Source organism: Pseudomonas sp. SJZ080 (assembly GCF_007828295.1).
In the GTDB taxonomy this organism is placed as follows: Bacteria; Pseudomonadota; Gammaproteobacteria; order Pseudomonadales; family Pseudomonadaceae; genus Aquipseudomonas; species Aquipseudomonas migulae_A.
In genome coordinates this window covers 25,887-37,292 of sequence record NZ_VIUK01000024.1, presented here as the reverse complement: position 1 = coordinate 37,292, position 11,406 = coordinate 25,887, and the positions used below count along the sequence as shown (strand labels likewise).

Annotated in this window: 11 protein-coding genes; 5 read left to right on the top strand and 6 right to left on the bottom strand. The window is 60.0% G+C overall.

The annotated features are described in order from the left end of the window. Positions 1 to 82: 82 nt before the first annotated feature. Positions 83 to 850 (bottom strand): TerC family protein, encoded by a 768-nt coding sequence (locus FBY04_RS25440; protein WP_084317534.1) that lies wholly within the window; start codon positions 848 to 850, stop codon positions 83 to 85. 85 nt (positions 851 to 935) lie between these two features. Then, positions 936 to 2,243 (bottom strand): CitMHS family transporter, encoded by a 1,308-nt coding sequence (locus FBY04_RS25435; protein ID WP_084317535.1) that lies wholly within the window; start codon positions 2,241 to 2,243, stop codon positions 936 to 938. A gap of 435 nt (positions 2,244 to 2,678) precedes the next feature. Between FBY04_RS25435 and FBY04_RS25430 the strand changes: the two genes are divergently transcribed. Continuing rightward, entirely contained in the window at positions 2,679 to 3,080 is a 402-nt protein-coding gene (locus FBY04_RS25430) for a GFA family protein (protein ID WP_145317822.1), read from the top strand. Here the strand turns inward: FBY04_RS25430 and FBY04_RS25425 are convergent, their stop codons facing one another. Continuing rightward, a complete protein-coding gene (locus FBY04_RS25425; RefSeq protein WP_084317537.1) occupies positions 3,081 to 3,407 on the bottom strand; it encodes a DOPA 4,5-dioxygenase family protein in 327 nt (108 codons plus the stop codon). Between the two features lie 83 nt (positions 3,408 to 3,490). Between FBY04_RS25425 and FBY04_RS25420 the strand changes: the two genes are divergently transcribed. Beyond that, entirely contained in the window at positions 3,491 to 4,159 is a 669-nt protein-coding gene (locus FBY04_RS25420) for an NAD(P)-dependent oxidoreductase (protein WP_145317819.1), read from the top strand. A gap of 79 nt (positions 4,160 to 4,238) precedes the next feature. Here FBY04_RS25420 and FBY04_RS25415 read toward each other — a convergent pair whose 3' ends face one another. Further along, complete coding sequence (locus FBY04_RS25415; protein ID WP_145317816.1) at positions 4,239 to 5,195, bottom strand: LysR family transcriptional regulator; 957 nt, start codon at positions 5,193 to 5,195, stop codon at positions 4,239 to 4,241. A 114-nt stretch (positions 5,196 to 5,309) separates the two neighbouring features. Here FBY04_RS25415 and betC point away from each other — a divergent pair, with 114 nt between their 5' ends. The 3 genes from betC to FBY04_RS25400 all read left to right on the top strand — a co-directional run bounded on the left by betC (position 5,310) and on the right by FBY04_RS25400 (position 9,477). After that, entirely contained in the window at positions 5,310 to 6,824 is a 1,515-nt protein-coding gene (gene betC, locus FBY04_RS25410; protein ID WP_145317813.1) for a choline-sulfatase, read from the top strand. Positions 6,825 to 6,840: 16 nt separating this feature from the next. Further along, complete coding sequence (gene choX, locus FBY04_RS25405) at positions 6,841 to 7,761, top strand: choline ABC transporter substrate-binding protein (protein ID WP_017341730.1); 921 nt, start codon at positions 6,841 to 6,843, stop codon at positions 7,759 to 7,761. Between the two features lie 147 nt (positions 7,762 to 7,908). Continuing rightward, positions 7,909 to 9,477 carry a SulP family inorganic anion transporter gene (locus tag FBY04_RS25400; protein WP_084317542.1) on the top strand — a complete coding sequence of 523 codons (1,569 nt, stop codon included), beginning with the start codon at positions 7,909 to 7,911 and terminating at the stop codon, positions 9,475 to 9,477. 133 nt (positions 9,478 to 9,610) lie between these two features. Here FBY04_RS25400 and aroE read toward each other — a convergent pair whose 3' ends face one another. Both aroE and hemF read right to left on the bottom strand, forming a co-directional pair. Beyond that, on the bottom strand, positions 9,611 to 10,432 hold the full coding sequence (aroE, locus tag FBY04_RS25395; RefSeq protein ID WP_084317543.1) for a shikimate dehydrogenase: 822 nt from the start codon (positions 10,430 to 10,432) through the stop codon (positions 9,611 to 9,613). 13 nt (positions 10,433 to 10,445) lie between these two features. Next, positions 10,446 to 11,360 carry an oxygen-dependent coproporphyrinogen oxidase gene (gene hemF / locus FBY04_RS25390; protein WP_084317544.1) on the bottom strand — a complete coding sequence of 305 codons (915 nt, stop codon included), beginning with the start codon at positions 11,358 to 11,360 and terminating at the stop codon, positions 10,446 to 10,448. Between the last annotated feature and the right edge of the window lie 46 nt (positions 11,361 to 11,406).

Below are 11,406 nucleotides of genomic sequence, written 5' to 3'. Positions count from 1 at the left end.
TGTCATGAAAACAACTTGATGCAGATGTGAAAAAGGGGCCCGAAGGCCCCCGATTCATGTAGAAGCGAGCGTGTGCAAAGTGTTACTGCCCAGGAATATCCTTGCGCAGTTTCACCGGATCCTGCTGTTTCTTCTTTCTCGCGATCGCGGTGCGCATCTTGATGTTGATCGCTTCCACCGCCAGCGAGAACGCCATGGCGAAGTAGACGTAGCCTTTTGGCACGTGCACGTCGAAGGATTCGGCAATCAGCACGGTACCCACGATCAGCAGGAACGACAGCGCCAGCATCTTCAGCGACGGGTGCTTGTCGATGAACGAGCTGATGGTGCCGGAAGCCAGCATCATCACCAGTACCGCAACTACGATCGCCGCGACCATGACCGGTACGTGGGACACCATGCCGACTGCGGTGATCACCGAGTCCAGCGAGAATACGATGTCGATGATCGCGATCTGGATGATGGTGTAAAGGAAGTTGCCACCCTTGCCACCCGGCTCCTCATTGGTTTCGTCTTCACCTTCCAGCGCGTGGTACATCTCTTGCGAGCTCTTCCACAGCAGGAACAGACCACCGAAGAACAGGATCAGGTCTCGCCCGGAAATACCCTGGCCGAACACTTCGAACAGGTCTGCGGTGAGGCGCATGACCCAGGTGATCGACAGCAGCAACAGGATCCGCGTGATCATGGCCAGCGCCAGGCCGAAGATTCGGGTGCGCGCCTGCATGTGTTTGGGCATGCGGCTGACCAGGATCGAAATCATGATGATGTTATCGATACCCAGGACGATTTCCAGGGCGGTCAGGGTAAAGAAGGCAACCCAGATTTCAGGGTTGGTCAGCCATTCCATGTGTATTCCTTTGAGCGAGTGTTAAACCAGAACGGGCCCGGGCTTCGAACAACAAAGCCTGGACCCGTTGTGGTGAGTCTTGGGCTTATAGAGTGCTGAACAGCGGAAAAATCCCCATCAGCAATGCGGCGACCAGTATGCACATGCACACCAGCACTGCCCACTTCAGGGTGAAGCGCTGATGGTCACCGAAGTCGATACCGGCCAGGGCCACCAACAAATAGGTCGATGGTACCAGCGGGCTCAGCAAGTGGACGGGCTGACCGACGATCGAGGCACGTGCCATTTCAACCGCGGTTATACCGTAATGACTGGCGGCTTCGGCAAGTACTGGTAACACGCCGTAATAAAATGCGTCATTCGACATGAAGAACGTGAACGGCATGCTCACCAGCGCGGTGATCACGGCCAGGTACGGGCCGAGGAAATCCGGGATGACCGCCAACAGGCTCTTCGACATCGCATCGACCATGCCGGTGCCCGTCAGGATACCGGTGAAGATGCCTGCCGCGAAGATCAAACCGACCACCGCCAGCACACTGCCGGCGTGGGCCGCGACGCGATCCTTCTGCTGTTGCAGGCAAGGATAGTTGACGATCATCGCAATACTGAACGCCACCATGAACAGCACCGGCAGCGGCAACAGGCCAGCAATCAGAGTGCACATCAGGGCGAACGTCAGGGCACCGTTGAACCAGATCAGCTTCGGACGACGGGCGTCAGGGAACTGCGAAACGCTGATTTCGCTGTGATCGATTTCATCGCCCACCAGGTGCAGCTCACCCAGACGCGCACGTTCACGTTTGCCGTAGAAATAAGCGATGGCCAGGATGGCCACGACACCGGCCGCCATCGCCGGGATCATCGGTACGAAGATCGCCGACGGGTCCACGTGCAGCGCACTGGCCGCACGGGCGGTCGGGCCACCCCATGGCGTCATGTTCATCACGCCACCGGCGAGGATGATCAGGCCGGCCATGATTCGCGGGCTCATGCCGATGCGGCTGTAGAGCGGCAGCATGGCGGCCACGCAGATCATGTAAGTGGTCGCGCCGTCACCATCAAGGGAAACGACGAGCGCCAGTACGGCGGTGCCGACCGAAACTTTCAGCGGGTCGCCCTTGACCAGTTTGAGGATCTTGCGCACGGCCGGGTCGAACAGGCCGGAGTCGATCATCAGGGCGAAATACAGAATGGCGAACATCAGCATCACGCCGGTCGGCGCAAGCTTGGTGATGCCTTCGAGCATCATCGGGCCGATCTTCGGCGCAAAACCACCGAACAGGGCAAAGACGATAGGAATGATGATCAGGGCGATCAGCGCAGACAGGCGCTTGGTCATGATCAGGAACATGAACGTGATGACCATGGCGAAGCCAAGGAAAGTCAGCATGGGAATACTCCAGGCGTAGCGCGGCTAGGGAATGGGCGAACCGGGTGGGGTCAGCGCAGAACGGAAAGCACGAGGCGTACGGGCGGAGTTGCAGCGAAGCGGCGGGTAGCAAAGGACATCAGGGTCACCATTGTTGTTGTTAAATGGGCTGTGCGAGCGATAAAACACTGGCATTGGCCGACCGGTCTGTTGCCGGCAGTGGGGGCGATCCTAATCGGGGAAGCTTTCACCCAGCTTTCGCCGATGAAAGCATTGATGGGATGTACAACCGGTCGTCGGACCGGGGCAGGAAGGGAAACCGGGGTGAGGCCATCGCGAGCAAGCCCGCTCCCACAGGGTTTTCGATGTGAAAACACTTTTGTGTACGACGCTGATTACTGTGGGAGCGGGCTTGCTCGCGAAGGCGTCGGTACAGACGCATGAGGAGGGAAAGTCATGAGCGAACTTCACACAGGCGGCTGCCACTGCGGACATCTGCGCTATCAATTCCGCGGGCCGCTGCACGACATCGCCCACTGTCACTGCTCGATCTGCCGACGAGTCAGCGGCGGAATCGTCACCACCTGGATCACCGTACCCGCCTCCACCTTCCAATGGGCGAAAGGCACACCGGCGCAGTACGCCTCGTCATCCAGCTGCATACGCTATTTCTGCCCAAACTGTGGGGCACAGATCGCGCTGATAACCCGCCTCAGCCCGCAGAGTATCGACCTGACCGTCGCCACCCTCGATCATCCCGAGCAGGCGCCGGCCGAACGACACATCTGGACGGACAACCGTCTGCCGTGGCTGCATCTGGACGAGCACCTGCCGGGTGAAGCCGAAGAAACCCTGTGATCAAAAAATAGACAGGTCCAGTGGCCGGATCGCGCCCATCCAGATCGCATGTTCCGTGTGGTCAAGCAGATCGTCGCCGGTGTCCGGGTGCAAGAACACCACCAGCCCCTTGCGGTTGAGGGCCAGCCACGGCAACACGTCGCCGATGAGTTCCGGCCCGAATGCCAACTGGCAGCTCCAGTCCGGGTGCGGCCCCACCGGACGTTCGTGCACGCGGCCCATTTTCAGCGGGAACAGCTGCGCGGCTTGCTCACACAACGTGCGCGCCTGATCAATGCTGGCGGCGTCGAAATACACATGGGCGTGATAGCCCTTGATCTGTTGCATCTGAATCCCTCTAAACCCGGTCGAACCCTCACCGACTCCCACAGGTCACACGTCATATAGGTAGGAGAGTGCGGAGTCCAGCCATGAAAAATGCCGAAACCCCAGTGGTCAAAGTGGTGCTGTATGGTGCCATGAGTAGCCTGGGCAGTGCGTTGATGGCTGAAATGCTGCGACGCCAACATGAAGTGATCGCGATTCTCGATGACCTGACGGCGCTGGCGCCGCGCCCCGGTTTGCGCGCCAAGACCGGTGATCTGTTTGACGCCGAGCGGGTAAAACAAAGCGTGGCGGGCTGTTCGGCCGTCATCTGTCTACTGGACGCACCAGGGTTGCCGTTTAACAGTGAGCACATAGAAAAAACCATCGTGCCGGGCCCGGTCGAACAAGTACTGGCCGTCGATGCGCTGATTGGTGGCATGCAGGCCGCGGGCATTGCCAGACTGTTTGTGGTGGGCGATTTCGAGGTACTGGACGATCCGGACATCGAGGATCAACTGCAATACCACGCCGCCGAAGAAATCCGCGAGGCTCTGCAAAGCAGCGCATTGCACTGGACGCTGGTGAATGCGCCACGCGGCGTCGCAGGGCTGACCATCGAGCATTTCAGTCAGGTCAGCAGCAGCCTGGAACCGGGGCTGGCCGAGCCGCTTCAGCGGTTGAGCCGCGTTGCTGCGGGGATTGCCGATGAACTGCGGTTGAATCTGCACGTTGGCGAACATGTGAATTTCGTCGCAACTTCAGAGCAGTCATAAAGATCGCAGCCTTCGGCAGCTCCTACTGTGGAATGCGTTTCCCCTGTCGAAGCTGCCGAAGGCGGCGATCTTTTTGCATTCACACCGCAATCGAAGGCAAAGGCAAAGGCAGGCCATTGAGCGATTGCGCGCTGCTGGCCTGTTCCGCCATCAACCAGTCCACAAACTGTTGAATCAATGCCCCGCGCCGTTTGCGCTGGGGCAAGACCACGTAATAACCCTGCCGGGACATCACCGTGTCGGCAATCGGGCGACACAACAAACCTTGCGCGAGCAAGTTATCCACAAGGTGTCGCCAGCCAATCGCCACCCCTTGGCCGCCAATCGCCGCTTGAATCAACAAGGTGTAATTGTCGAAACGCAATTGCCCGGGCGCTGGCGCCGACGTGATCCCCAACTCGCGAAACACGCCGCTCCAGTCGAACCAGTTGCTGCTGTTTTCGCCGCGCAGGTGCAGCAGCGGAAATTCCAGCAGCGACTGTGCAGGCAAGGGCAGGGCACGATCCTTCAGCAGCAGCGGACTGCATACTGGAAACACTTCTTCGCTGAACAGCCAGTGGCTTTCGCCCTGCTTGAATCGGCCATCGCCAAACAGCACGGCCACATCAATATCGGTGCGCAGCATGTTGAGGCTGCGCTCGCTGGTCACCAGGCTGACGTCCACTTGCGGATTGGCGGCGTGAAAGCGATGCAGACGGGGCATCAGCCAATAGGCAGCGAAGGCGAAATCGGTGGCGACCTGCAACACCTCATGCTGATGCTGTGCACTGATAGCGCTCAACCCTGCGTCGATATTCTGTAAACCGAGCTGAACTTGCTCAAAAAGTATCGACCCGGCCTCAGTCAATTCAATGCCGCGATAAATGCGATCGAACAGCCGGGTGGCGAGCTGATCTTCCAGCCGCTTGATCTGCTGACTGATTGCCGGTTGCGTGGTGCCAAGCTCAACCGCCGCCGCGGTGAAGCTGCGCTTGCGCGCCGCTGCTTCGAAGGCACGGAGCAGATCAAGGGACAAATCACCCAGAGCGTCATACATAAGCTGTGCTTATCCTAGTCATTGCCTGGCAGGGGCTTTACCACAAAGTGCATGGGCTACATGCTCGATCGCAGCACTCTCGCATAAATATTCACTATGGAATGCCGCGATCACATGAAGCGCAAGAATATTCTTTTCATCATGGCCGATCAGATGGCCGCGCCAATGTTGCCGTTCTACGGTCCTTCGCCGATCAAACTCCCCAATCTCAGCCGCCTCGCCGCCGAAGGCGTGGTGTTCGACGCTGCTTATTGCAACAGCCCACTGTGCGCGCCGTCGCGTTTTACCCTGGTCAGCGGTCAGTTGCCGAGCAAGATCGGCGCTTATGACAACGCGGCGGATTTCCCTGCCGATGTACCGACCTACGCTCACTACCTGCGCCGTCTCGGTTACCGCACCGCGCTGTCCGGCAAGATGCATTTCTGTGGTCCGGACCAACTCCACGGTTACGAAGAACGCCTGACCAGCGACATTTACCCGGCCGACTACGGTTGGGCGGTGAACTGGGACGAACCGGACGTACGTCCGACCTGGTATCACAATATGTCGTCGGTGCTGCAAGCCGGGCCGTGCGTGCGTACCAATCAGCTGGATTTCGACGAAGAGGTGGTGTTCAAGGCCCAGCAATACCTGTTCGATCACATCCGTGAGGATGGCGATCAGCCGTTCTGCCTGACCGTGTCGATGACTCACCCACACGATCCGTACACAATTCCCAAGGCTTTTTGGGATATGTACGACGATGCCGACATCCCGTTGCCGCAAACGCCGGCGCAAACCGAGCTCGACCCGCACTCACAGCGTTTGCTCAAGGTTTACGACCTGTGGGACAAACCGCTGCCTGTGGATAAGATCCGCGATGCGCGCCGCGCTTACTTCGGTGCTTGCAGCTATATCGACAGCAACGTCGGCAAACTCCTGCAAACACTCGAAGAAACTGGGCTGATCAACGACACGATCATCGTCTTCTCCGGCGACCACGGCGACATGCTCGGCGAGCGCGGGCTCTGGTACAAAATGCACTGGTTTGAAATGGCTGCACGAGTCCCCCTGTTGATAAGTGCTCCGGGACAGTTCGGCGCAGGCCGGGTCAGCGCAGCGGTTTCCACCGCCGACCTGTTACCGACGTTTGTCGAGTTGGCCGGCGGCTCGCTGGAGCCAGGCCTGCCACTGGACGGCCGCTCGCTGGTCTCGCACCTGCAAGGGCAGGGCGGTCACGACGAAGTCTTCGGCGAGTACATGGCCGAAGGCACCATCAGCCCGTTGATGATGATTCGTCGCGGCGCCTACAAATTCATCTACAGCGAAGACGACCCGTGCCTACTCTTCGACGTACACAATGACCCGCGTGAACAGGAAGAACTCAGCCAGTCGCCGCAACATCGGCCCCTGTTCGAGGAATTTCTGGCCGAAGCACGGGCCAAATGGAACATCCCGGCGATACACCAACAGGTGCTCGCGAGCCAGCGTCGTCGGCGATTCGTCGCCGATGCGCTGACCATCGGCAAGCTGAAGAGCTGGGATCACCAGCCGCTGGTGGACGCCAGTCAGCAGTACATGCGCAACCACATCGACCTCGACGACCTGGAGCGCAAAGCACGTTATCCACAACCCTGCCAAAACCAATAATGTTAAGGGGAAGTCCATGCAAAAGTTATCCACAGTACTGACGGTCGGGCTGCTGGCTCTGGGCAGTGCGTCGGCATATGCCGATCAGAGCTGCGAGACGGTGAAAATGGCTGACCCTGGCTGGAGCGACATCGCCGCGACCAACGCCATCACCGGGTTTCTGCTGGACGGCATGGGCTACAAGCCCAAAGTCGACACCCTCGCGGTGCCGATTACCTTTGGCGGTTTGAAGGATGGCCAGGTCGACGTGTTCCTCGGCAACTGGATGCCGGCGCAGCAGGGTTTCTACGACAAGTTCGTCGCCACCGGCGACGTCACGCAACTGGCGAAGAACCTCGACGGCACCGAATTTACCCTGGCCGTCCCGGATTACGTGTGGGACGCGGGTGTGCATAACTTTGCCGACCTGAACAAGTTCGCCGACAAGTTCGACAAGAAAATCTACGGCATCGGCTCCGGCGCGCCGGCGAACATCTCGCTGCAAGAAATCATCAAGAAGAACGACTTCGACATGGGCCAGTGGAAACTGGTCGAGTCCAGCGAGCAGGCGATGCTGGCCGAAGTGTCCCGCGCGGTGAAGAAACAGAAGTTCGTGACCTTCCTCGGCTGGACGCCGCACCCGATGAACGTGCAGCTGAAAATGCATTACCTGAAAGGCGGCGAGAAATACTTCGGCGACACCGGCAGCGTTCACACGCTGACTCGCAAAGGTTATGCACAGGCCTGCCCGAACGTCGGCAAGCTGCTCACCAACCTGAGTTTCACCCAGGAGATGGAGAACAGCATCATGGCGGACGTGGTGAACAAGAAGGTCAGCAATGCGGACGCCGCCAAGGCGTGGATCAAGGCTAATCCGGCGGTGCTGGATAAATGGCTGGATGGTGTGAAGACCGTGGACGGGAAGGATGCGTTGCCGGCCGTGAAAGCCAAGCTCTAACCCCTTACCTGTAGGAGCCGGCTTGCTGGCGATAGCGGCACATCAGTCAACATTGATGGCGCCTGATACACCGCTATCGCCAGCAAGACGGCTCCTACAGGTTCTGGTGCTGTTACCCTTGCGCAAAATTCCAGACCGAGAGGACCCATGGCCCTTCCCAGCCGCCATTCACTCTTTCCCTTCCTCACGTGGTTGCCCCGGCAAACCCGCGCCAGCGTCGGTCGTGATCTGATTGTCGGTCTCAGCGGCGCCATTCTTGCGTTGCCGCAATCCATTGCCTACGCGCTGATCGCCGGTCTCCCACCGGAATACGGCTTGTACGCGGCGATCATCCCGGTGCTGATTGCCTGCCTGTGGGGATCATCGTGGCATCTGATCTGCGGTCCTACGGCGGCCATTTCGATTGTCCTGTACGCGAGCGTCAGTCCTCTGGCCGTTCCTGCGTCCAAGGACTACATCACGCTGATCCTGCTTCTGACGCTCCTTGCCGGCATATTCCAGTGGCTACTGGGTTTGCTGCGATTTGGCGCGCTGGTGAATTTCGTTTCGCATTCGGTGGTGCTCGGCTTCACGCTTGGCGCCGCCGTGGTGATTGCCATCGGTCAAATGCCCAACCTGCTGGGGCTGGATTTGCCCAACCAGGCCACGGCGCTGGACAGTTTTACGATGCTGTTCAGGCATCTCGGCGAGGTAGACCAACCTTCGCTGGTGTTGGGCCTGGCGACTGTCGCGGTCGGGGTGACGCTGAAACTGCTATTGCCGCGCTGGCCAACGCTGTTGATCACCCTGGTCCTGAGCGGATGGCTGGTGTGGCTCTGGCCATCAATGTTTGGTCACGTGCAGTTGGTCAGCGCGTTTGTCGGGCGCCTGCCGCCCTTCAGCCCGTTGCCGCTGGACCTGGATCTGATCCTGCGCCTGTTGCCCAGCGCCGTGGCGGTCGGGATGCTGGGGCTGGTGACGAGTCTGTCGATTGCCCGCTCCCTGTCGGCGCGCTCACAACAGTTGCTCGATGCGAATCAGGAAGTTCGCGCCCAGGGCTTGTCGAACATTGTCGGTGCGTTTTTTTCCGGTTCGCTGTCAGCCGGATCCTTCACCCGCTCGGGACTGAGCTACGAAGCGGGTGCCTGTTCGCCGCTGGCGGGGGTTTTTTCGGCGTTGTGGGTGGCGTTGTTCGCAATCTTTGGCGCCCATCTGATTGCGCACATCCCTATCCCGGCCATGGCCGGCAGCATTCTGTTGATCGCCTGGGGATTGGTCGACCATCGCGGCATTCGCGCGTTGCTGCGGGTCAGCCGCGCCGAGTTCGTGGTGATGGCGCTGACCTGTGTCGCCACGCTGTTGCTGGAGTTGCAGACTGCGATCTATGCCGGGGTGCTGGCTTCGCTGTTCTTCTATTTGAAACGCACGTCGCAACCGCGGGTGCAGCACTGGCGCGACGGTGATGAAGACATCCTGCGGGTCGGCGGTTCGATCTTCTTCGGCGCCAGCCATTACCTGCAAGCGCGCCTGCAACGGATGCACGGCGCGCGCGTGGTGATCGAGGCGCAGCACATCAACTTCATCGACTATTCAGGTGTGGAAATGCTGCACCAGGAAGCGCGACGGCTGCGCAAGCAGGACCGCAGCCTGACCTTGCGCGGGGCCCGGCCGCCGGTGGTGGAGGAATTGAGGAAGCTGGAAGGTGCGGAGAAATGCCCGATCCGTTTCGAGGATTGAAACACACCAATCTCCGGACAATGACCGTGATTACGGCACACAGACCGGCTGCAGGAGCCGGCTTGCTGGCGATTCAACGATAACGCGGTGTACCTGATACACCGCGGTGCCCCCATCGCCAGCAAGCCGGTTCCTACAGGGCCAGTTGGCGGCGCAGTTCGGCCAACACCGGCGCCGTGTCCGGGCGCACGCCGCGCCACAGGAAGAAGGCTTCTGCCGCTTGTTCAGCGAGCATCCCCAGGCCATCCATCGACACTGCTGCGCCGTGCTCCGTAGCCCAGCGGCAGAACGAGGTTGGCTCCTTGCCGTACATCATGTCGTAGCAAACGGTCTTGCCCGGCTCGATCAAACTGCTGGCAATCGGCGGTACATCGCCTGTCAGGCTGGCGGACGTCGCGTTGATGATCAGGTCCACCGGCTCTTGCAGCCAATCGAAGCCACTGGCCGACACCGGCCCCAGATCCGCGAACAACTCCGCCAGCAACTCGGCTTTATCCACCGTGCGGTTGGCGATGATCACCGAGGCCGGCTGCTCGGCCAGCAGCGGCTCAAGCGCGCCGCGCACGGCGCCACCGGCACCGAGCAGCAAGATGCGTTTGCCCTTGAGACTGAATCCGGCATTGACCGTCAGATCCCTTACCAGCCCGGCGCCATCGGTGTTGTCGCCCAGCAACGTGCCATCGGCGAGTTTGCTCAGGGTGTTCACCGCACCGGCGCGCTGCGCTCGTGCCGTCAAACTGTGCGCCAGACGAAACGCTTCTTCCTTGAACGGCACCGTCACGTTCGCCCCGCGACCTTCAAGGAAAAACTCCCGGGCAAAGTCGGAAAAATCGTCGAGCGGTGCCAGCGAAGCGCTGTAGTCCAGTTGCTGAGCGGTCTGCTCGGCGAACAGACGATGGATCAGTGGCGACTTGCTGTGGCCAATCGGGTTACCGAATACGACGTAACGGTCCATCAGGAGTCCTCGTTCAGGCCTTGGCCAACCAATCGCGATCTTGCAGGAAGTACTCGGTCAGGCGCGCTTCTTCGCTACCCGGCTCGGCTTTCCAGTCATAGCTCCAGCGAACTTGCGGCGGCAGTGACATGAGGATCGATTCGGTACGCCCGCCCGACTGCAGGCCGAACAGGGTGCCGCGGTCGTAAACCAGGTTGAACTCGACGTACCGGCCACGACGGAACTCCTGGAATTCGCGCTGCTTGGCGGTGAACGCGTCGTTCTTGCGACGCTGCACGATCGGCAAGTAGGCGTCGATGTAGGCGTCACCAATGGCGCGCATGAAGGCGAAGCTGGTGTCGAAGTCCCACTCGTTCAAGTCATCGAAGAACAGACCGCCGATGCCACGCGGCTCGTGACGATGCTTGATGTGGAAGTAGCTGTCGCACCAGGCTTTGTAGCGCGAGTAGACGTCCGGGCCGAATGGCGCGCAGGCCTGCTCGGCGACGCGGTGCCAGTGCACGCAGTCTTCTTCATTGCCGTAATACGGAGTCAGGTCGAAGCCGCCACCGAACCACCAGACAGGATCTTCACCTTCTTTTTCAGCGATGAAGAAGCGCACGTTGGCGTGGGAAGTCGGCACATGGGGGTTGTGCGGGTGAATCACCAGCGACACGCCCAGGGCCTCGAAGCCACGACCGGCCAGTTCCGGCCGATGGGCGCTGGCGGACGGTGGGAGACCGCTGCCGAAGACGTGGGAAAAGTTAACGCCGCCCTTTTCGATGACAGCACCGTTCTCGATCACTCGCGTGCGACCGCCACCGCCGGCAGGCCGGGTCCAGGCGTCTTCAACGAACTGCGTGCCGCCGTCTTCGGCTTCCAGGGCAGCACAAATGCGGTCTTGCAGGTCGAGCAGGTAGGCTTTTACGGCCTCGGTGCGGGTCGTCATGTCATCACCTTGAATCGGGCAAAACTACGCAGCGCTCCCTCGGAGC

Bases quoted from the DNA above. Each gene is read 5' to 3' on its own strand.
- FBY04_RS25440 (WP_084317534.1), bottom strand. From the start codon at position 850: ATGGAATGGCTGACCAACCCTGAAATCTGGGTTGCCTTCTTTACCCTG.
- FBY04_RS25435 (WP_084317535.1), bottom strand. From the start codon at position 2,243: ATGCTGACTTTCCTTGGCTTCGCCATGGTCATCACGTTCATGTTCCTG.
- FBY04_RS25430 (WP_145317822.1), top strand. From the start codon at position 2,679: ATGAGCGAACTTCACACAGGCGGCTGCCACTGCGGACATCTGCGCTAT.
- FBY04_RS25425 (WP_084317537.1), bottom strand. From the start codon at position 3,407: ATGCAACAGATCAAGGGCTATCACGCCCATGTGTATTTCGACGCCGCC.
- FBY04_RS25420 (WP_145317819.1), top strand. From the start codon at position 3,491: ATGAAAAATGCCGAAACCCCAGTGGTCAAAGTGGTGCTGTATGGTGCC.
- FBY04_RS25415 (WP_145317816.1), bottom strand. From the start codon at position 5,195: ATGTATGACGCTCTGGGTGATTTGTCCCTTGATCTGCTCCGTGCCTTC.
- betC (WP_145317813.1), top strand. From the start codon at position 5,310: ATGAAGCGCAAGAATATTCTTTTCATCATGGCCGATCAGATGGCCGCG.
- choX (WP_017341730.1), top strand. From the start codon at position 6,841: ATGCAAAAGTTATCCACAGTACTGACGGTCGGGCTGCTGGCTCTGGGC.
- FBY04_RS25400 (WP_084317542.1), top strand. From the start codon at position 7,909: ATGGCCCTTCCCAGCCGCCATTCACTCTTTCCCTTCCTCACGTGGTTG.
- aroE (WP_084317543.1), bottom strand. From the start codon at position 10,432: ATGGACCGTTACGTCGTATTCGGTAACCCGATTGGCCACAGCAAGTCG.
- hemF (WP_084317544.1), bottom strand. From the start codon at position 11,360: ATGACGACCCGCACCGAGGCCGTAAAAGCCTACCTGCTCGACCTGCAA.